Origin of the sequence: Gallaecimonas pentaromativorans (genome assembly GCF_003751625.1) — a bacterium.
Classification (GTDB): Bacteria; Pseudomonadota; Gammaproteobacteria; order Enterobacterales; family Gallaecimonadaceae; genus Gallaecimonas; species Gallaecimonas pentaromativorans.
This window is the reverse complement of the sequence record NZ_RJUL01000003.1, coordinates 343,280-363,584: the sequence shown is the minus strand read 5'-3', so window position 1 is coordinate 363,584 and position 20,305 is coordinate 343,280. Positions and strand designations below refer to the sequence as shown.

The 20,305-nt window shown below is 60.5% G+C and carries 18 protein-coding genes; 10 read left to right on the top strand and 8 right to left on the bottom strand.

Features of this window, described 5'->3' with window-relative positions; genetic code table 11:
- Nucleotides 1-3 precede the first annotated feature (3 nt).
- Together EDC28_RS07280 and EDC28_RS07275 are read right to left on the bottom strand one after the other, a co-directional pair.
- Nucleotides 4-1,272 carry an inorganic phosphate transporter gene (locus EDC28_RS07280; RefSeq protein WP_050657153.1) on the bottom strand — a complete coding sequence of 423 codons (1,269 nt, stop codon included), beginning with the start codon at nucleotides 1,270-1,272 and terminating at the stop codon, nucleotides 4-6.
- Between the two features lie 12 nt (nucleotides 1,273-1,284).
- Nucleotides 1,285-1,965, bottom strand: coding sequence for a TIGR00153 family protein (locus EDC28_RS07275; protein ID WP_050657154.1), 681 nt, complete (start codon nucleotides 1,963-1,965; stop codon nucleotides 1,285-1,287).
- 151 nt (nucleotides 1,966-2,116) lie between these two features.
- On the opposite strand from EDC28_RS07275, the gene EDC28_RS07270 reads away from it, so the two are divergent.
- Complete coding sequence (locus tag EDC28_RS07270) at nucleotides 2,117-3,607, top strand: CYTH domain-containing protein (RefSeq protein ID WP_123421135.1); 1,491 nt, start codon at nucleotides 2,117-2,119, stop codon at nucleotides 3,605-3,607.
- Here EDC28_RS07270 and EDC28_RS07265 read toward each other — a convergent pair.
- The 4 genes from EDC28_RS07265 to EDC28_RS07250 are packed head-to-tail and all read right to left on the bottom strand — an operon-like array spanning nucleotide 3,525 to nucleotide 5,676.
- Nucleotides 3,525-4,349 carry an ion transporter gene (locus EDC28_RS07265; protein WP_123421134.1) on the bottom strand — a complete coding sequence of 275 codons (825 nt, stop codon included), beginning with the start codon at nucleotides 4,347-4,349 and terminating at the stop codon, nucleotides 3,525-3,527. The two genes, EDC28_RS07270 and EDC28_RS07265, sit on opposite strands and share 83 nt — an antisense overlap.
- 1 nt (nucleotide 4,350) lies before the next feature.
- On the bottom strand, nucleotides 4,351-4,683 hold the full coding sequence (locus EDC28_RS07260; RefSeq protein WP_050657157.1) for a hypothetical protein: 333 nt from the start codon (nucleotides 4,681-4,683) through the stop codon (nucleotides 4,351-4,353).
- The gene (locus EDC28_RS07255; protein ID WP_123421133.1) at nucleotides 4,676-5,242 is read right to left on the bottom strand and encodes a hypothetical protein; all 567 of its coding nucleotides are present in this window, start codon (nucleotides 5,240-5,242) and stop codon (nucleotides 4,676-4,678) included. Before EDC28_RS07255 ends, EDC28_RS07260 begins: the two co-directional genes overlap by 8 nt.
- Nucleotides 5,239-5,676 (bottom strand): YjfI family protein, encoded by a 438-nt coding sequence (locus EDC28_RS07250; protein WP_123421132.1) that lies wholly within the window; start codon nucleotides 5,674-5,676, stop codon nucleotides 5,239-5,241. Before EDC28_RS07250 ends, EDC28_RS07255 begins: the two co-directional genes overlap by 4 nt.
- A 58-nt stretch (nucleotides 5,677-5,734) precedes the next feature.
- On the opposite strand from EDC28_RS07250, the gene glnE reads away from it, so the two are divergent.
- On the top strand, nucleotides 5,735-8,569 hold the full coding sequence (gene glnE, locus EDC28_RS07245; RefSeq protein WP_123421131.1) for a bifunctional [glutamate--ammonia ligase]-adenylyl-L-tyrosine phosphorylase/[glutamate--ammonia-ligase] adenylyltransferase: 2,835 nt from the start codon (nucleotides 5,735-5,737) through the stop codon (nucleotides 8,567-8,569).
- Here the strand turns inward: glnE and lpxL are convergent.
- Nucleotides 8,563-9,498, bottom strand: coding sequence for an LpxL/LpxP family Kdo(2)-lipid IV(A) lauroyl/palmitoleoyl acyltransferase (gene lpxL / locus EDC28_RS07240; protein WP_123421130.1), 936 nt, complete (start codon nucleotides 9,496-9,498; stop codon nucleotides 8,563-8,565). The two genes, glnE and lpxL, sit on opposite strands and share 7 nt — an antisense overlap.
- Before the next feature lie 120 nt (nucleotides 9,499-9,618).
- On the opposite strand from lpxL, the gene hldE reads away from it, so the two are divergent.
- Nucleotides 9,619-11,043: a bifunctional D-glycero-beta-D-manno-heptose-7-phosphate kinase/D-glycero-beta-D-manno-heptose 1-phosphate adenylyltransferase HldE gene (gene hldE, locus EDC28_RS07235; protein ID WP_050657161.1), complete on the top strand. Its 1,425-nt coding sequence runs from the start codon at nucleotides 9,619-9,621 to the stop codon at nucleotides 11,041-11,043.
- Complete coding sequence (waaA, locus tag EDC28_RS07230) at nucleotides 11,040-12,281, top strand: lipid IV(A) 3-deoxy-D-manno-octulosonic acid transferase (protein WP_123421129.1); 1,242 nt, start codon at nucleotides 11,040-11,042, stop codon at nucleotides 12,279-12,281. Before hldE ends, waaA begins: the two co-directional genes overlap by 4 nt.
- A gap of 41 nt (nucleotides 12,282-12,322) precedes the next feature.
- On the opposite strand, the gene tolC is transcribed toward waaA, so the two are convergent.
- Nucleotides 12,323-13,708, bottom strand: a complete 1,386-nt coding sequence (tolC, locus tag EDC28_RS07225; RefSeq protein ID WP_050657163.1) for an outer membrane channel protein TolC — start codon at nucleotides 13,706-13,708, stop codon at nucleotides 12,323-12,325.
- A gap of 181 nt (nucleotides 13,709-13,889) precedes the next feature.
- Between tolC and nudF the strand changes: the two genes are divergently transcribed.
- The 6 genes from nudF to EDC28_RS07195 are packed head-to-tail and all read left to right on the top strand — an operon-like array spanning nucleotide 13,890 to nucleotide 20,289.
- The gene (gene nudF, locus EDC28_RS07220; protein WP_123421128.1) at nucleotides 13,890-14,501 is read left to right on the top strand and encodes an ADP-ribose diphosphatase; all 612 of its coding nucleotides are present in this window, start codon (nucleotides 13,890-13,892) and stop codon (nucleotides 14,499-14,501) included.
- Complete coding sequence (locus EDC28_RS07215) at nucleotides 14,492-14,938, top strand: DUF1249 domain-containing protein (protein ID WP_050657165.1); 447 nt, start codon at nucleotides 14,492-14,494, stop codon at nucleotides 14,936-14,938. Before nudF ends, EDC28_RS07215 begins: the two co-directional genes overlap by 10 nt.
- 9 nt (nucleotides 14,939-14,947) lie before the next feature.
- Nucleotides 14,948-15,733, top strand: a complete 786-nt coding sequence (gene cpdA / locus EDC28_RS07210; protein WP_123421127.1) for a 3',5'-cyclic-AMP phosphodiesterase — start codon at nucleotides 14,948-14,950, stop codon at nucleotides 15,731-15,733.
- Nucleotides 15,733-16,302, top strand: coding sequence for a YqiA/YcfP family alpha/beta fold hydrolase (locus EDC28_RS07205; protein ID WP_170164056.1), 570 nt, complete (start codon nucleotides 15,733-15,735; stop codon nucleotides 16,300-16,302). The genes cpdA and EDC28_RS07205 overlap by 1 nt, the downstream gene beginning before the upstream one ends.
- A gap of 55 nt (nucleotides 16,303-16,357) precedes the next feature.
- Nucleotides 16,358-18,247: a DNA topoisomerase IV subunit B gene (gene parE / locus EDC28_RS07200; protein ID WP_050657168.1), complete on the top strand. Its 1,890-nt coding sequence runs from the start codon at nucleotides 16,358-16,360 to the stop codon at nucleotides 18,245-18,247.
- A complete protein-coding gene (locus EDC28_RS07195) occupies nucleotides 18,244-20,289 on the top strand; it encodes a putative bifunctional diguanylate cyclase/phosphodiesterase (protein ID WP_123421125.1) in 2,046 nt (681 codons plus the stop codon). The genes parE and EDC28_RS07195 overlap by 4 nt, the downstream gene beginning before the upstream one ends.
- Nucleotides 20,290-20,305 lie beyond the last annotated feature (16 nt).

The window sequence follows — 20,305 nt, the reverse complement described above, 5'->3', positions numbered from 1 at the left end:
TGTTCAGGAGAGGATCAGTGCTTCGAGGATCCAGAAGATGATGATGGACAGCAAAGCCCCGGCCGGCAGGGTAACGACCCAAGACACCACGATGTTGCGGATAACCGACAGGTTAAGGGCAGCGATACCGCGGGCCAGGCCCACACCCATGATGGCCCCTACCAGGGTTTGGGTGGTGGAGATGGGCAGGCCGGTGCCTGAAGCCAGTACCACAGTGGTGGCGGTGGCAAACTGGGCGGCAAAACCGCGGCTGGGGGTGAGATGGGTAATGCCGGTGCCGACGGTTGCCATCACCTTTTTACCCATCACCGCCAGGCCCAGTACGATACCGAAGCCGCCAAGGGGCAAGATCCACCAGGCGATAGAGGATTTGGAGGCGATCACGCCGCCCGCTTCCACCACGCTCACCACCGCCGACAGCGGGCCAATGGCGTTGGCCACGTCGTTGGAGCCGTGGGCAAAGGCCATGGCGCAGGCGGTCAGTACCATCAGAATGGCGAACACCTTCTCAACGTTGGCAAAACCCATGTCCTTGTCGTCGGAGGGGTTATACTGCTTGCGGCCGATAAAGAGGTAGCCGCCAATCATCACCACCAAAGAGGCAAGGAAGGAGTAGAGCCAGTCTTCGCCGTTGCTCAAGTGCAAGCCGATGTGGGACAAGCCCTTTTTCAGGGTGACCAGGCTGATGACGAAAGCGGTCAGGAACATGTACACCGGCACGAAGCGCTTGGCGTTTTTCAGCGGATCTTCGGTGTCGAAGATAAAGCGCTGCACGCTGACGAAGATAAAGTAGGCAATCAGGCCGGAGATGGCGGGGGTGATGATCCAGGAGCCGACAATGCCCAGGGTCTTGCCCCACTGCACCGCATCACTGCCAAGGGCCACGGTGGCAAAGCCGATGATGGCACCGATGATGGAGTGGGTGGTGGACACCGGCCAGCCGTAGTGGGACGCCACAATCAGCCAGATCCCGGCAGCCAGCAGGGAAGCTATCATCCCCAGCACCAACACGTCGGCGTGGCCGACAAAGGCGCTGGAATCGATAATGCCCTTGCGAATGGTGGAGGTGACTTCGCCGCCGGCCAGGTAGGCCCCGGCAAACTCGAACACCATGGCAATGATGATGGCTTGTTTTACGGTCAGAGAACGGGTGCCCACAGAGGTACCCATGGCGTTGGCTACGTCGTTGGCACCAATACCCCATGCCATCAAAAAGCCGACAAAAGCCGCAAGCAGCACCAGAACGGTACCGTAGTTAGCGATGATATCCATGTTTGTTTCCTGTTAGCTGCGCGCCAGGAGCAGCTCCAAGCGTGACCCCACGCCCTCCGCTCGGTCGGCCAGGTCGCCAACCCATTCGAGGATGGAGTAAAGGAACATGACGTCGATCGGGTTCAGATCCTTCTCAATCGCCAGCAGTTGGCGACGCAGGCGGATCTGCAACTCGTCGGTATCGTGCTCGATGTCATCGAGCTCGTTGATCATCCGATTGACCAGCTCAACCTCTCGGCCACGGAAACCGGTCTCGAGTAACTCGTCCAGTTCGTTGATGGCCTTGGCGGCAAGCGCTGTTGCGTCCAGGCAACGGGAAAGGTAGGCGCCGAATTCTTCAGCGAAGATGGAAGGGATCTTGAGCTTACGACCCAGCACCCGGCCGGCAATGTCCTTGGCCTTGTTGGCGATACGGTCTTGCTCTTTGACCAGTTCCAGCAGGTCGGTACGTTCAACCGGCATGAACAGGCCGGACGGCAGCGTCAGGCGGATCTCCCGCTTCAGTGCGTCGGCTTCTTTTTCAAGCTGGCTGATAAGGTTGCGCAATTCCCCGGCTTGGTGCCAGTCGTCGGCGAGGACCGCCTCAAAGAATGGCAACAATTTCTGGCAGCACTCGTGGACCTTGTCCATGTGTTGCTGCAGGGGCCGGATCGGCGATTTGGCGAAAAGACCTAAGATACTGTTTGCAGGCATGGTTGCCCCTCATATTTGACGATAATGTCGGCATCAGGCCAATGCGGCGCGAAGAATAGCGCAAAGGTCTGCTGTAATAAAACGGTAATGGCGTTTTTTTTGCGGCTATGGCCGTTATAATCAGCCCGACACCTGTCAACCAAAAGCCACGATGGCCATCGAAACTGAACTTAAATTACGCGTAGCAAGCCAGGTCGACACCGACAGCTGGCTTGCGCCCCTTCTCGGTGAGGCGGCCAGTCGCCACCTCAAAAACACCTACTTTGACACCGCTGACGGTCTGTTGGCCGGCTGGCGCATGGGCCTTCGCATCCGCGAAGTGGACGGCCAGCGGGAGCAAACCCTCAAGCTGGCCGGCAATTCGGGCTCGGCGCTCTCTGCCAGACCTGAATATAACCTGCCCATCGACGGCGACAAGCCGGACTTACACGCTTTCCCGGCCGAGGTCTGGCCCCAGGGCACCGATTTGAATGCCCTGGCGCAAGCGCTGGTGCCGGTGTTCTCCACCGACTTTGCCCGCCAGAAAACCCTGGTGGCAAGCGGCCAGGTGGAGTTCTGCTGGGACCAGGGCGAAGTGTGCGCCGGCGAGCGCTGCCTGCCGATCCGCGAGCTCGAGCTGGAAATGCAGGGCGAGGACCTCAAAGCCCTGTTTGATTTTGCCAGCGGCTTGCTGCGCGACGGCGTGCAGTGCTTTGGCCTGTCCAAGGCGGCGCGAGGCAACTGGCTGGCCAAGGGCCAGGGCAGTCTCGACATGGATGCCCCGGTGCCCGCTGTTGACCGGCAAATGAGCAACGACGACGTGCTGCAACAAGCGCTGGCCTGCGCCATCAGCCAGTGGCAGCAAGCCGAAGATGCGTTTTTGCTGCAACCGGGCTGGCAGGCATTGCTGGCCATCAGCGAGGCCTTGCAGTACTTGCGCCAGGTATTGAGCCTCTTTGGCGGCCTGGTGCCGCGCAAGGCCTCAAGCGAGCTGCGCCAAGAATGCCAATGGCTGGCCGACCAGCTGGCCCAGGCCCAAGCCCAGGTGCGCATTGCCAAGGTGCTGGGCAGCAAAGGCAGCGGCTTTCGAAAGCTCAGCATCAGCGATGAGCTTTTGGAGCAGGCCAATGCCCGCCAACAGGTGCTGCCGAACCTGGCCTTCTTTACCCAGCTGCTGGCTGGCGAGCGCGCCAATCGCCTGAAACTTTCAGCTCTGAAGTTTGTGGCGCTCAAAGAGTGGCGAGTAAAGCTTGACGCCTCGGCTCTTGCCGAGCTCGACAAACCCATCAAATGGTTTGCCGATACCCACCTTGCCAAGGCCTTTGCCGACATCAAGCGGCACCTGACCCGGGGTATGAGTCTGGCGCAATATGTGGACCAGGAAGGGCGGGTACTGCGCTACCTCACGTGCTGCCGCACTTTCGCCGGCCTTTATCAGGACGGCCTGGCCATGGCGGCGCTGGAGCTGTGGCAGGATTTCCTGTTCGGTCTGGAAGAAGCGCGCCGCCTGGAAGGGCTGGGGCAGCTGGCTGGCCGCCTGGATTTGTCCGACGAGGACGAAGAGCAGCTGGAAGCCTGGCTTAATCGCAAGCGCCAGTCGTTGGTGGTGGCGATGGATCAGTCTCGTCAGCTGGGGCTGGATCAGCCGATTTACTGGCCTTGAGTTGGTCGCTGAGCGCGCCAAGCTGCTCGCTCAGCAATTGCACCTGCTGCTCAAGACTGTCGAGCTTATGCTGCACCGTTCTGTGGTGCAGCTCTTCGGTTTCGCCGCTGCGGGTCAGCCGGGCCGCCATTAAACCGCTCAATCCCCCGAAAATTGATACCCCGGTGACGATCACCAGGGCGCTGATGATGCGCCCGGCGGTGCTGACCGGGTAGTAATCGCCATAGCCGACGGTGGAAATAGTCACCAGCGACCACCAGATGGCGTCTTCGGCGGTGTGGATATTGGAGGCGGGGTTGTTGCTCTCGGCCAGCAAAATGGCGATGGAGCTGCCTCCTATCACCACCACCAGGGTCACCAATATGGTGGCCAGCACCGCATGGGTACTCTCTTTTAACAGCTGCTGGATCACCTGATTGGCCATGCGCAGTACCCTAAGTACCCGCAGCACTTGGAACAGCCTGCCGTAGCGCAGCACATCTACCGCCGGGATACTGGACAGCACATCTATCCAGTGGGCACGCACATAGGCCCATTTGTCCTGGGCCTTTACCAGGCCAATGGCAAAGCGGGTCAGGAATATCACGCAGATGACGGTGTCCATCAGCAGCAGCAATTCCCGCTCGTCCCTGTCGAGGGGCGCAAACTGCAACACCAGTACCACCGCCACGGCCACGACCGAGAGGATCATCATCGCCAGTTCGATGGGGGTGGGGGCCAGTACCCTCAGTTCGGGTTTCACGCTAGTCGTCCTTTAGTAACGCATCTGCCTGTTCGGCCAATTCTTGCATGACCCTTTTCTTAATTTCCAATTGATCGTCCGGCAGCAGCCCGTAACGCTCGCCAAGGCGCAGGTAGTCGTCGCCGCTTAAGGTCACGGTCAGGCGAGGCCGTTTGGGGCGGGTGGTGACTGGGAGATCAAGCATGGCGCGAATTTGGTCCGACGGGCTCAGGCCTTCTTCAAGGGCGGCCAGGCGAATGGCGTACTGGAGCTTACTGTCCAGATCAAAGGCCACCTGCACCGCTTTCATGGCGGCAATGGACGAGGCCCATTTTTGCTCCAGCTTCTTACTCATCAGGCAATCCCTTGAGTCGGGCCAATACCGTAGCGGCAGAGCTGGGGGCCGGTACTTTGGCCTCGGCATCGGTGCGGGCTTCGCGCTGGCGAATGGCCTTGAGGGCAGCCTTTGTGCTGGTGCCCTGGCGTTTAAGGAGCGGGTCCAGGGTGTGCTGCATGCGGGCCAGTTCCCGGGCGGCGCTTACCAGGCTGAGCTGGCGGCGAAGGTCCACCAGTTGCCGCTCCAATTGCCGGTAAAGGCGCTGTTCTTCTTCAATGGCCTGGCGGCGGCTGGCGATAAGCAATAACTGGTTTTCCAGGTTGGCCAGCAGCTCGGCGCCGCGCTGGGCCGCTTCCATATCGCCTTTGGCCAGCACCGCGCGAAGGGCCGCTTCCTGCTCCACTGCCGCCTGCTGGCACTGGGCGTGGTCGCTGGCGATGGTGTCCAGGCGGGCTTGCCAATGGGGAGCCTGGTCTTGCAGCTGCGCCAGGCGCTGGCGGGTGTCTTCCAATTGCAGGTTAAGGCTTTTGGCGTCGCCCTTGATGTCGCTGGCCAGCAGATCCTTTAAAAGCGTCATACCGCCTCCAGGAAGTGGCTCATGTCATCGAGGATGTCCAGGGTGTTGTCCGACAGCACCACCAGCTCGTGCTCGATATCAAAAAGGCTTGAATGCACCGACAGCGCCCCGAAGATCACGAAGCGCTCGCCCATCTTGGCAAAAGCGGACAGCGGCATGGGGATATTGAGCTCGAGCATGGTCTCCAGCATGGCCAGGCGCCGCTCGGCCAGCACTTCGCTTTCGTCCCACAAAAAGCTCATTACCAGCACTTGATCGTCGGCCACCGACAAAAATACCGGCAGCTCTTCGCGGCCCTGCACCACGATTTGCAACACCTCTACCTCGCCACTGATGGGCAGGCAGTCAAAACTGTAGCCGGTGTGGCTGGCGCGGCCTAAGCCGTTGAGGTGGCGCGCGATAATATCGGTGGTAACGGGCTGCGGTGCTGGCACAGAGGGGCCTTTGGGTTTTATGCTCTTGAGGTCCTTTGTCTACCAAATTTGACATAATATGTCTACCGAGCACCTCCTGACCGGCCAGGCCGACAAAGCCCTGACCAACCTTATCGAACGTCACCCCCATTGCCTGGAAGGGCTGGACGAGGCGCGCCTGGAGCGGTTGCGCCAGGGCCTGGCCTGTTCCGACTTCTTGCTCAGCCAGCTGCTGCGCCACCCCGACTGGCTGCCCTGGCTGCTGGCCCAAAGTGAGCAAAGCCTGGCGGACGGCCCCTGGCAACCGCCTTTGGACGAAGGTGCCAATGAATCGGTGGTGCAGCGTGAGCTGCGGCTTTTTCGCCACCGCTATCTCTGCGCTTTGGCGCTGTTGGGGGCCAACCAGGACATCAGCGAACAGGCGCGGCTGGCGGCGCTGTCAAAGCTTGCTGAGGGGCTTATCGATTGTGCCCGCAACTGGGCGTATCAAGACCTTTGCCAAAGCCGGGGCACCCCGCGGGACAGCGAAGGCAAGGCGGTGCCGCTGCTGGTGCTGGGCATGGGCAAGCTGGGCGGCGGCGAGCTGAACTTTTCTTCCGATATCGACCTTATCTTCATCTACCCCCGCAGCGGGGTCACCGAAGGCGGGCGCAAAGAGATAGACAACCACGAGTTTTTTGCCCGCCTTGGCCAGCGGCTGATCGCGCTTTTGGATGCGGTCACCACCGACGGCTTTGTCTACCGGGTGGATATGCGCCTGCGCCCCTTTGGTGATTCGGGGCCGCTGGTGATGTCCTTTGACGCGCTGGAAGATTACTACCAGTCCCAGGGCCGCGAGTGGGAACGCTACGCCATGGTCAAAGGGCGGTTGATGGGCGGCGGCTTTGGCTATGAAGAGGAGCTGTCGCAGCTGCTGCGGCCCTTTGTCTATCGCCGTTACCTCGACTACTCGGCCATCCATTCGCTGCGCGATATGAAGCGGCTTATCGAGGCCGAAGTGCGGCGCCGCGGCCTTAAGGGCAACATCAAGCTGGGGCAGGGCGGGATCCGGGAGGTGGAATTCCTGGTGCAGGTGTTCCAGCTGATTCGTGGCGGCCGCGAGCCCAAACTGCGTACGCCTTCGTTGCTGGCAGCCCTGGCCATGCTGCCGGGGCTGGGGGTGATGAGCGAGACTGAGGCCCAAGCGCTGGCCGAGGCTTATCTGTTCCTTCGCACCAGCGAGAACAACCTGCAAGCCATCAACGACGAGCAAACCCAGACCCTGCCAGACGATGCTCTCAACCAGGCCCGCCTTGCCGCCATGCAGGGCTTTGGCAGTTTTGGCGTCTTTATGGCCCGCCTTGAGCACCACCTGCAACTGGTGCACAGCCTGTTTCGGGAGGTGGTGAGCGAAGACAACCCCGAGGACGACCTCCCCGGCGGCCTGCGCTCCTTGATGGAGGCCGACTGGTCGGTAGACGAGGTGGCCGGCAGCCTGAGCGAAGAGGGCCTGGCCGAGCCCGAGGCCCTGGCCACTGTTTTTGTGTCGCTCAAAGACAGCCTTGAAAAGCGCAGCATGGGCGAGCGGGGCCGCAAACAGCTCGAAAAACTGCTGCCCCAACTGCTGCTGGGCCTAAAAGACCAACCCCAAGGGGTGCGCACCCTAAGCCGCCTTGGCAAGCTGCTCGAACAAATCGCCAGCCGCACCGCCTACCTGGAGCTGCTGGTGGAAAACCCCGGCGCCCGGGCCCAGCTTATTAAGCTGATGGGGGAGTCCGCTTTTATCAGCGACAGCCTCACCCAGATGCCCATCTTGCTGGACGAGCTTATCGACCCGCGCCACCTCTATGCGCCGCTGGCCCTGGAAGATTACGGCTCAGAGCTGCGCCGCTTTATGCTGCGCATCGAGCCGGGGGACTTGGAAGGGCAGATGGAGGCGCTGCGCCAGTTCAAGGCGGCGCAAACCCTGCGCATTGCCGCCGCCGATGTCACCGGGGTGCTGCCGTTGATGAAGGTGAGCGATCACTTGAGCATCCTGGCCGAAACCCTGTTGGCCGCTTGTCTGCCCCTGGCCTGGCAAGACTTGGTTAAACGCCACGGCGAGCCGCCGGGGCTGAGCCCGGAGCACCCCGGTATCTTGGTGGTGGCCTACGGTAAGCTCGGCGGCCTAGAACTGGGCTACAGCTCGGATCTGGATATCGTGTTTTTAACCGACCTTGGCGCCGAGCAGGCCGACAGCGAAACCCCGGGGCCAAGGGCCATCACCGTCAAAGAGTTCTTCTTTAAGTTGGTACAGCGGCTCAGCCACTGGCTCACCGCCCGCACCTTAAGCGGCGTGCTCTACGAAATCGACATGCGGCTGCGCCCCTCGGGGGCCTCGGGATTGTTGGTGAGCACCATGGAGAGCTTTGAAGATTACCAGCTCAACGAAGCCTGGCTTTGGGAGCATCAGGCGCTGGTCAGGGCCCGGCCAGTGCTGGGGGATAGCGCCCTTCGCGAGCGTTTTGCCGGTATTCGCCTCAAGGCCCTTGGCAAGGCGCGGGACGCGCAAGCCCTCAAAGAAGAAGTGCGGGCCATGCGCCAGAAGATGCGCGGCCACCTGGATAAATCCGGCAAGGGCCTTTTTGACCTCAAGCAGGGCAGGGGCGGCATTACCGATATCGAGTTTTTGGTGCAGTACTGGTTGTTGGCGAGCGCCGAGCCGGCGCTGCTGCGCTACAGCGACAACATCCGCCAGCTCGAGGCCCTCAGCCAAAGCCAAGTGATAGATGACGCCACTGCCGAGCGCCTGGCCGAGATTTACGTGGCGCTTCGCCAACAGCAGCATCGCCAGAGCCTGGACGAAGGCGGCCGATTGGTAGAAGACAGCTGCTTTAGCGAAGAGCGCGCCTTTGTGGGCGCGCTCTGGGATAAGACAATGGGCGAGGCTCAGTAGTAGGAGGGGTCGTCCTCGTTGGGGCGGGTTTTAAAGCGCCGGTGCACCCACATGTATTGCTCCGGCTGCTTTAAAATCTCCCGGGCCACGATATGGTTCACCAGCTTGGTGTCTTGCACCTCGTCGCCGCTTGGCAGGGTATTAAGGGCCGGGGAGAAGCTCAGCTTGTAGCCGGAGCCGTCTGCCAGGCGGGTCTGCACGAAGGGCACCACTTTGGCCTTGCCCTGTTTGGCAAACATGGAGGTGGCGGTAACGGTGGCGGCGTCCGGCACCGCGAAAAAGGGCACGAACACGGCGCGGCGGCGGCCGTAGTCCTGGTCGGGGGCGTACCACACCACATCGCCCTGGCGAAGGGCCTGAACCATGCCGCGCACATCGCGCTTGTCCACCAGGTATTTATTGGAGCGCACCCGGCCGTGGTATTGCAGGTACTCCATCAGCGCGTTGTTGTGGGGGCGATAAAAGCCCACCCCCGGCTGCAAGGTGCCGAACATCCGGGCGCCTATCTCCAGGGTCACAAAGTGCATGGCCATCAGGATCACGCCCTGGCCCCGGTCCAGCACTTCTTGCACGTATTGGAAGTTCTCCACCTGCATGTGCTTTTTAATGCGCCACTGGGGCCACCACCAGGCCATGCCGGTTTCCAGCATCGCCACCCCGGTTGCCTCGAAGTTGGCTACCAGCAGCCGCTGGCGCTCGTCTTCGCTTTGCTCGGGAAAGCACAGCGCTAAGTTGCGCTTGGCAATGCGCGCCCGCTTTTTCAAGATTTTTCCCAAAAGGCGGCCAAGGCCCTTACCCAGGGCAACCTGCAGCCGGTAGGGCAGCCAGGACAGCAGGTACATCACTATCACCCCCAGCCAGGTAAGCCAGTAGCGGGGATGGAGCAGCCGGGCGGAAAAACGCGGGGCTTCGATTTTGTTGATTGCCAAGGGCTGAGCCTCCTTCCTTCGAGCAACAGGCGGCAAGTTTACCCCAAAGCGGAAGGCTCTGTAGGGGGCAATTGCTATGGTAAGATCGCCGCCAACTGAGTCAGAGGAAGCAAGCCCCCAATGAAACTGAATTTGCCCGCTTTCGAAAAGGCCAAAGTGCTGGTGGTCGGTGATGTGATGCTGGACCGCTATTGGCATGGCGCCACCAAGCGCATCTCCCCGGAAGCGCCGGTGCCGGTGGTGAAGGTAGAACAGCGTGAAGACAGGCCCGGTGGCGCTGCCAACGTGGCCCTGAACGTGGCGGCCCTGGGGGGCAAAACCCTGTTGCAAGGGCTAGTGGGTAACGACGAGCCGGCCCAGACCCTCAAAGACAGCCTGGCTGGTGTTGGGGTACAGAGCGAACTGGTAACGGTAGACACCCACCCCACCATCACCAAGCTGCGGGTGCTGTCGCGCCACCAGCAGCTGCTGCGTCTCGATTTTGAAGACGCCTTTAGCGCCGAAAACGCCGCCCTGCTGCGCGCCCCTTTCGCCAAAGCCCTAGGCCAGTGCGATGTGGTGGTGCTGTCCGATTACGCCAAAGGCGCCTTGGCTGATGTTGAGCATCTGATAAGTGAAGCGCGGCTGGCCGGCAAGCCGGTGTTGGTCGACCCTAAAGGCACCGATTTTGGCCGCTACCGCGGCGCCACCTTGCTCACCCCCAACCTCAGCGAGTTTGAAGCGGTGGTGGGGCACTGCGCTGACGAAGACACCCTGGTCAGTAAAGGGCTGGAGCTTATCGAGCGTTTTGAACTGGAGGCCATGCTGGTCACTCGCTCCGAGCACGGCATGACCTTGCTGCAAAAAGGCCAGGCGCCGGTGCATCTGCCGGCTACCGCCAAGGAAGTGTTCGATGTAACCGGCGCCGGAGATACCGTGATCTCCACCTTGGCCTCGGCCCTTTCTGCCGGTTGCACCCTGGCCGAATCTTGCGCCCTGGCCAACCTTGCCGCCGGTATTGTGGTGGGCAAAGTGGGTACCTCCACCGTTTCCACCGTTGAGCTGGCCGCCATCTTGGGCCAGGAGCGCGAATTGGGCTTTGGCGCCCTGAGCGAAGACCAACTGGTGCTGGCGGTGCGCGATGCCCAGCGCCGCGGCGAAAAAGTGGTGATGACCAACGGCTGCTTTGACATCCTTCACGCCGGCCATGTTAGTTACTTGCAGCAGGCCAGAGCCCAGGGCGACCGGCTGATCGTGGCGGTCAACAACGACGACTCGGTGCGCCGCCTCAAAGGCGACGGCCGGCCGGTCAACAACCTGGAGCGGCGTATGGCGGTGTTGGCGGCCCTTGGCGCCGTAGACTGGGTGGTGGATTTCGGCGAAGACACCCCCCAGCGGCTTATCGCCCGAGTGCTGCCCAATCTTTTGGTCAAAGGCGGCGATTACAAGCCGGAAGATATCGCCGGTGGTAAGGAAGTGATTGCCAACGGCGGCGAGGTTCGGGTGCTGGGGTTTGAAGACGGGGTGTCCACCACCGCCATCATCAACCGCATTAAAAGCAAATGAGCCGTTTCCTTTATAACCTCGCTTTGCTATGCCTGTTTCCGCTGATTGTGCTCTGGCTGTATTGGCCAGGGCGTAAGCCGGATTTTGCAGGGCGCGCCTTTGAGCACTTCGGTTTTGGGCCGCGCATCGGCGAGGTAGACCTGTGGGTGCACGCGGTCAGTGTCGGCGAGTCCATGGCCGCCATCGCCCTTATCAAGGCCTGGCGGTTGCAATACCCCAAGGCGCGGCTGCTGCTCACCACCAGCTCCCGCACCGGTTATGACCGCCTCAAGGCCGCCTTTGGCGACAAGCTCGTTCACTGCTATGCCCCTTATGATTTCTGGCCCTGCGTGTGGCTGTTCTTTCGCCGGGTTAAACCCAAAGCCTTGTGGGTGATGGAGACCGAGCTGTGGCCTAACTGGCTGGCCTTTTGCCGCCGCCGTGATATCCCGGTCAAGCTAGTCAATGCCCGCTTGTCGGCCAGCTCTGCCAAGCGCTACCGCCGTTTTGCAGGGCTCTCCCGTGGCCTAATGCTGGGCCTGGATAAGGTGCTGGCGCAAACCGCTGAAGAGGCGGCGCGCTTTAAAGCCTTGGGCCTGCCAGCCAGCAAACTGACGGTTACCGGCTCGGTGAAATTCGATTTGGAGGTCAGCCACGAGCAGCGCGCTGCCGGGCAGGCCCTCGCCGAAGGGTTTGGCGAGCGGCCGGTGTGGATAGCGGCCTCTACCCACCAGGGGGAAGACACCCTGATGCTGGCCGCTCACAAGGCCCTTCGGGAGCAGTATCCCGAGGCCTTGTTGCTGTTGGTGCCCCGTCATCCGCAACGTTTTGATGAGGTGGCTAAGCTCCTTGAGCGCCAAGACTGGCAGGCGGCCCGGCGCAGCCGCGAGCAGCCGGTTGGCCTGGCAACCGCTGTGTATCTTTGTGACACCATGGGCGAGATGATGACCCTGCTGGCCGCCGCCCAGGTGGCGGTGGTGGCGGGCTCTTTTGTCAATGTTGGCGGCCATAACCTGTTGGAGCCGGCGGCCTTTGCCCTGCCTACCCTGACCGGCCCGGTGTATTTTAACTTCAAGGACATCACCGACGCCCTGGTGGCAGCCGGCAATTGCCAGGTGGTGAGCGCCAACGAGCTGGCCCCGGCCCTTGCCGCCCTTTTTGCAGACCCTGCCAAGCGCCAGGCCGCCGGCCAGGCTGGGCTCAAGGTGCTGGAGGCCAACAGCGGCGCCATCCGCCGCAGCCTCGAACTGCTAGCATAAAAAAGGCCCTCATCTGAGGGCCTTTTCTTTTCAAGCAACCGTTATTGCGGCTTGGGCGCTTCGGCGGCCGGGCTCAGGATGCGGTTGATCATGTCCAGATCGGAATCGGCCAGGGTGCCGTCGTACTGCTTCAGGGCCAGGTTGTTCAGGATAAAGTTGTAGCGGGCCTGGGCCAGCTGCTGTTTGGCCTGATACAGGTTCTGGTTGGAGTTGAGTACGTCAACGATGGTACGAGTACCCACTTCAAAACCGGCTTCGGTGGCTTCCAGCGCAGACTGGCTGGAAATGACCGACTGCTCGTAGGCTTTTACCGACGACAGGCTGGCTTTGACGTTGTTGTAGGTGTTGCGCACGTTACGCACCACTTGGCGGTGGATACGCTCCAGTTCCTCGGAGCTGATCAGGAACTGGCTCTGGGCCTGTTCGACCTGGCTGGAGGTACGGAAACCGGAGAAGATAGGTACGCTGACACCGATGCCGATGCTGGCATTGTTCAGTGACGGCTGGTCCAAGTCGCGGTTAACCGGCTCGTCCAGGTTGACGTCGGTCTTGCTGGTGCCGTAGCTGCCGGTCAGGTTGACGGTGGGGTAGTGGCCGGACTGGGCATATTTGATTTGGTCGCGGGCTATATCCACGCTCATGCGCTGGGCTTGCAGGCTGAGGTTGTTGTCCTCGGCGCGTTTCACCCAATCGTTGACCGCACCCTGTGGCAGGTTGGGGTCAAACTTGTTGGTGTTGAGCACGTCCAGGTTGGTGTAGTTAACACCGGTGATCTCGGTCAGGCCTTCGTAGCTGTTGTCCAGGGTGTTCTGGGCGTTGATCACGTTGGCAACGGAGGCATCGTATTGCGCCTGGGCTTCGTGCACATCGGTGATGGCGGTCAGGCCCACGGCAAAACGCTGCTTGGTTTGCTCCAGCTGACGCTCGATGGCTTTTTGCTCGGCTTTACGGAAGGCCAGGGTGTCCTGGGCTTGCAGCACGGTAAAATAGGCGTTGGCCACACGGTTGATAAGGTCCTGGCGGGCAGAGCCGTAGCTGACTTCAGTCTGGGCAGCGGTCTTTTCGGCTTGGTCCAGCTTGACCCACACACCACGGTCGAAAATCAACTGTTGCAGGTTCAGGGTGGCGCCCCAGGACTTGGTGTCGCCTTTTTGTTTGACCATGGCCAGGTTACCGTTAGCATCGGCCGAGCTGGTCACGGATTCGTATTTGGGTTGGAACTGATAATCGAGCTGACCAGTCAACTGCGGCAACAGATCGGCTTTGCTGATGTCCACCCCGGACATGGCCACTTTGCGCTGGGCATCGGCCTGTTGCAATACCGGGTCATGTTGCAGAGCCTGCTGATACACTTCTACCAGATTTACAGCCTGAGCTTGTGCTACAAAACCGGCACTGACCAGTAGACTCAAAAGGGTACGCTTCATTCGTTTGCTTCCTCATGTCCGCAACGGCGACAATGGCTGGAACAGTAATTAAGGGACTGATTTCACATCAAGTCGCAAGTGTAACAGATTATAAATTGGGCACGGTTGCGGGTAACAATGTGTTACTCGCATCACAGTTCGTTGCGGAGCGCGCAAACTGCCGGCCTGAACGAGGGATCACATGCACCAGAATTTCACCGCAGCCGATGTCGAAATAAAGGAAAAACAGCCGCTTTACCGGGGCTTTTTTACCATGATGCGCTACGTTTTGCGCCACCGGAAATTCGACGGCGGCTGGAGCCCTTGGCTGACCCGTGAAGTGTTCGAACGGGGTCATGCTGCCGTGGCACTGCCTTACGATCCCCGCACCGACGAAGTGGTGCTGCTGCGCCAGTTTCGCATTGGCGCCATGGCAACATCCCAGGACCCCTGGCTCTACGAACTGGTGGCTGGGATCATAGAGGAAGGGGAGTCGCCAGAAGAAGTGGCGGTGCGGGAAACCGCCGAGGAATCGGGATTGACCGTCGGCCGCGTCAAGCCGGTGCTGAGTTACCTGGCCTCGCCAGGCGGGACTACCGAGCGTTTGCATATCTTTGCCGTGGAAGTCGACGCCAGTAAGGCGCAAGGCATTCATGGTCTGGATGACGAAGGCGAAGACATCGCCGTTTGCCGCCTGCCCCGGCAACAAGCCCTGGCCATGTTGGAGCAAGGCCAAATAGACAACGCCGCCAGTGTCATAGGACTGCAATGGCTGGCGCTCCATGTTGAGGAACTGCGCGCCTTATGGCGGTAAAGAAGAAAGGCTACCGGCCCAGTTTGCGGGCCTTGCACACCACCTGCGAGCACAACTATGCGGCGCTGATGAAGCTGGCGCGGCGGCTCAATAACGTGGGTGACAGCGTGTCCTACCAGGTTGGCCACAGCCAGCGTTATCGGCTGCGCCTGGACGAAGATTTCCCTTACACCTCCACCATCTCTATCGAACAGCAGGGCGGGCTGCCGCATTATTTGAAGGCGCTGATGATGGTGCGTCTCTACCACGATGTACGGATGGCTGAAGTGTGCGCAAGCCAGCACTTTTCACGCCTGGCACCCCGCTACCCATACCCCAATGATAAGATGCATCTCCCTGACGAAAAAATGCAGGTTAATCTGTTTCTTACCGAGTGGCTCAAGCTGTGTCTCAAGGACGGGAGGAGCAGTTCAGATTTTCTTGCCAGCTTGCAATAGAGGCCTTACTTGAACCTGCAGACCCTCGTTCCTGAAAAGGACATCCTGAGCTTTTGGGTTCTGACCGATCCCCATCTTTTTAAAGACGACAGTGGCGCCCTGATGGGCATTCCCACCTGGCAGAGTTTTGCTGCGGCTCAGCAGTTGTTGGATGAGGGGGCTGACGCCTGGTTGTTGACCGGCGATCTGGCGCAGGATCACCAGCCGCAAACCTATCAGTTGCTTAAAGACGCACTGGCTGGCCGTCCCTGGTTTGCTATTCCCGGCAACCATGACGACCCTGCCGCCATGAACGCTGTTTTTGGCGAGCCCGTAAAACGTTTGCGCAGTAAGCACTGGCAAGTGTTGTTGCTCAATTCCCATGACCCAGGCAAGGTGAGCGGCTGGTTGACCGACGCCGAACTGGCCTTGATTGACGAAGCGGCCAACGACGACCTGCACACCCTGGTGGTGGTGCACCATCACCCCTTGCCCTGCGGCTCGACCTGGCTTGACCAGCACCAGCTGAAAAACGGCGAGGCGTTGCTGGCGCGTATGGCGAAATTGCCCAAGGCCAAGGCCGTACTCTTTGGCCACATCCACCAGGAAGTGGACCGCCTGGCCGGAGATGTCCGGCTGCTGGCTACCCCTTCGACCTGTGTGCAGTTCATGCCCAACAGCCAGGATTTTGCCGTGGACGCCCTAGGGCCAGGCTGTCGCCAGCTCAAGTTGCTGCCAGACGGCAACATTGAAACCCGGGTGCTGCGGGTGGCGCCAGAGCAGTTTGCGGTGGACAAACACGCCAGCGGCTACTGATGCGGCTCTATTACCTGCACGGCTTCAACTCTTCGCCCCAGTCCGACAAGGCTCGGGTGGTGAGCCATTATGTAACCAAACATTGCCCCGGCACTGAGCTGGTGTTGCCAACCCTGCATTTTGCCCCGGCCAGCGCCATGGCCCTGTTGGACGCCGACATCGCTGCCCACCCCGGCCCCAAGGCCCTGATTGGCAGCTCCCTCGGCGGCTTTTATGCCACCTATCTTGCCGAGCGCCATGGTCTTAAAGCGGTGCTGGTGAACCCGGCGGTCCGGCCCTTTGAGCTGCTTGCCGATTACCTCGGCCCCCAGGTCAACCCCTATACCGGCGAAACCTTTGAGGTTAGCCACCGGCACATGGCCGAATTGTTGGCCCTTTTTGTACCGGTGCTCAGCCACCCCGAGCGATTGTGGCTGTTGCAAAAAGAAGGGGATGAAGTACTCGACTGGCGCCAGGCCCGCGACCACTACCAAGGGGCGCGCCAGACCATTGAAGCCGGCGGCGACCATGCCTTTACTGACCTGGATAAGCACCTGGGCCAGATGGCCGCCTTTTTAGACTTGTGTTGACAAGTTTTCTGGCAATGAAGACCATTGCCTCTAACTCAGCTTAATTAGCCCTGTCATGAGCAATCAGTACACCTCACAAGATCTGGAAGTCCTCGAAGGCCTGGAACCGGTAAAACGCCGCCCCGGCATGTACACCGACACCACCAGGCCCAACCACCTTGGTCAGGAAGTTATCGACAACTCCGTCGACGAAGCCCTGGCCGGGCACGCCAGCAAGGTGGAGGTGATACTGCACGAAGACCAGTCTTTGGAGGTCATCGACGACGGCCGCGGTATGCCGGTGGATATCCACCCGGAAAAAGGCGTGCCGGGGGTGGAGCTGATCCTCTGTAAACTCCATGCTGGCGGTAAGTTTTCCAGCAAGAACTACCAGTTCTCCGGCGGTTTGCACGGGGTGGGCATTTCGGTGGTTAACGCGCTGTCCAGCCGGGTGGAAGTGGCCATCAAGCGCGACGGCCAGGAATACACCATCGCTTTTGAACACGGCGCCAAAGTCGAAGACTTGACCGTGGTGGGCACCGTCGGCAAGCGCAACACCGGCACCCGGGTGCGTTTTTGGCCTGATACCAGCTATTTTGACTCGCCCCGCTTTTCGGTCAATCGCCTCAAGCACATTCTCAAAGCCAAGGCGGTACTGTGCCCGGGACTGACCATCAAGTTCGACGACAGGGTCAACAAAGAAAGCGTTGAATGGCATTTCGAGCGGGGCCTGGAAGATTACTTGAGTGACGCCGTGGCCGAATGGCCCAAACTCCCCGAGGCGCCTTTTGTGGGCAGCCTGGCGGCGACTACCGAAGCGGTGGACTGGGCGGTATTGTGGCTGCATGAAGGCGGCGAGCTGACCCAGGAATCCTACGTTAACCTCATCCCCACCGCCCAGGGCGGTACCCACGTTAATGGCTTGCGTCAGGGGCTGCTGGAGGCCATGCGCGAGTTTTGCGAATTTCGTAACCTTTTGCCCCGTGGCCTGAAATTAACCCCGGAAGATGTCTGGGAGCGCTGCGCCTTCGTGCTTAGCGTCAAGATGCAGGACCCGCAGTTCGCCGGCCAGACCAAAGAGCGCTTGTCCTCGCGCCAGTGCGCCAGTTTTGTGTCCGGGGTGGTCAAGGACAGCTTCAGCCTGTGGCTGAACTCCAACACCGAAGTGGCGGAGATGCTGGCCGAGCACTTTATCTCCAATGCTCAGCGCCGTACCCGCAGCGCCAAGAAGGTGGCCCGTAAGAAGGTCACCTCAGGCCCGGCCCTGCCGGGCAAACTCACCGATTGCACCAGCGACGATCCGGCCCGCACCGAGCTATTTTTGGTGGAAGGGGACTCGGCCGGCGGCAGCGCCAAGCAGGCCCGCGACCGGGATTTTCAGGCGGTGATGCCGCTTCGCGGTAAAATCCTCAACACCTGGGAAGTGGACTCCGGGGAGATCCTTGCCAGCCAGGAAGTGCACGACATCTCGGTGGCCATCGGCATGGACCCGGATTCTGCGGCGATGGACGGGCTTCGCTACGGCAAGGTCTGCATTCTCGCCGATGCCGACTCTGACGGCCTGCACATTGCCACCTTGCTGTGCGCGCTGTTCCTGCGCCACTTTAGGCCGCTGGTGGATAACGGCCATGTCTATGTAGCCATGCCGCCGCTGTTTCGTATCGACTTGGGCAAAGATGTGTTCTACGCCCTTGATGAGCAAGAAAAGCAAGGTGTGCTCGACCGCCTGAGCGGTGAAGGCCGGCGCGGTAAGCCGCAGGTCACCCGCTTTAAGGGCTTGGGTGAGATGAACCCGCTGCAACTGCGCGAAACCACCATGGACCCTGCCACCCGCCGCTTGGTGCAGCTGACCGTGGATGACGCCGAACAAACCCTGGCCTTGATGGACATGCTGCTGGCCAAGAAGCGCTCTGGCGATCGCAAAGAGTGGCTCGAAGCCAACGGCCACCAGGCGGAGCTGGCGTGAAACCACAAGGTGCCATGTTAAGCCTGCGCTGGCAGCTGCTGGTGCCGGTGTTCTGCATGCTGGTGCTTATTTTTGCCGGCTTTGTGGCGGTGCATCAGCGCAGCCTCGATAACCTCTATGGCAAAATTCGCGACATGGCCGGCCAGTACACCCAGAGCGATGTGCTCTACCGCCTTGACCGCCAGCAATACGCCAACGCTACTTTAAATTGCGCCGACGGCTGCCGGGTGCAAAGCGGCGAGCGCCGACTGTCTTTAAGAGCCCTTAGCCAGCAGGTCAACCTGCCGCTGATGGTGGTCAAAGACCAAGGCAGTGTGGCCGTGCTGCAAAGCACGGCTGACATCAAGCCCCGTCTTAGCCACCAATGCCTTGGCCATGCGGTTTGTGATGTGAGTGGGTATTGGTATATCCCGATGCTAAAAAGTGGCGATCTGACGTTGCTGGGAGTGCTGGATGCCCAATCCCTTCTTGGCGAAAAAGACCAGGCGCTGCTGACCTCACTTGTCCCCGGCCTATTGGGGTTGCTGGTGTGTTTGGGGCTCTTTTACTTGCTGCTAAGCCGCCCCTTGGAGCGGCTTAGCGCCATCAGTGATGCCCTGCCGCTCTTGGCGCGCGGTGCCTACGAAGGTTTTCGTATTCGCCTGCGCGCCATCGGCCGCCAGCAAAAGCTGCTGGACGAGCCCACCTTGCTGGCCCAGCGCCTCGAAGAGATGTCGTTGCAGCTTGAGAACATGGAAAGCCAGCTACAGCGCCGCGCCGACGAACTGGAATGGCTGGCCAGCCACGATGTGCTCACCAACCTGATGAACCGGCGCCGCTTTGAGAACGAACTGCAGGGCTATCTGAAAAGCCGTCGGGTGATGACCCTGCTGTTTATGGATCTCGACGACTTTAAATTCGTCAACGACGTGGCCGGCCATAAAGTGGGCGACCGCCTCTTGGTGCGAGTAGCTAAGGTGCTACAACAACTGATGCCTGAGAGTGCCAGTGTGTGCCGGGTGGGTGGCGACGAGTTTGCGGTGCTTATTCCGGGGCTCTCTGAGGCCGGTGAAGAAGCGCTGCTGGCCAAGCTGTTTCGCGCCCTTCGTGAAGTGCGGGTGAGCGGCGGTGGCCAGCTGCACTCGCCGTCGGTTTCCATTGGTGTGGCGCGGCTGCCACAAGACGGCGACGACCTCGAAGAAGTGATGGCCCGGGTGGACGTGGCCATGTACAAGGCCAAGGAGCTGGGTAAGAACCGCTTTGTGCGGGCTACCGGCCAGGGCAGCGAGCAAGAGCTTGGCCGCCACCTTTACTGGCTGGAAAAGTCCAAGCACGGTATCAACGCCAGTAACCTGTGTTTGTACTTCCAGCCCATCGTTGACACCGAAACCCGCGATGTGGCCCATTTTGAGACCTTGCTGCGCACCCGTGACCGGGACGGCGCCTGGGTGTCGCCGGTGGATTTTATCCGCGCCGCCGAGCAGACCGGCCGCACCGCCGAGCTGGACTTATGGGTCTTTAGAAGCCTGCTGGCATTGATGGAAAGGCTGCCGGTCGATGACCGGGTGCGGTTCTCGGTCAACCTCTCGCCCAAGACCTTTGGGGAGCTGGACGCCATGGCCCAGATAGCCGAAGAACTGCAGCAAAAGTCGCAGCTGGCGCACAAGCTGATTATCGAGATCACCGAAACGGCGGCGCTAACCAACCTCGAACAGGCGCGCCGTTCCATCCAGCAGCTCAAGGCCATTGGTTGCCATTTTGCGCTGGACGACTTCGGGGTAGGGTACTCGTCCTTTCATACCCTCAAGACCCTGCCGGTGGATTTCATCAAGATTGACGGCTCCTTTATTCGCGGCCTTGCCAGCCAGGATGCCGACTCCATTTTCGTGCGCGCCCTGGTGGAGATCGCCAGCCATTTTGGCTACCGCACCATTGCCGAATTTGTCGAAGACGAAGAAGTGGCCGAGCTGCTGGATATCCTGCAGGTCAGCTTCATGCAGGGCTACCTGTTCGGCAAGCCCCAGGCGGCAGACGTGCTCTGGCCCGACATGGCCGTAGCGTAACCTATTGATTAATATA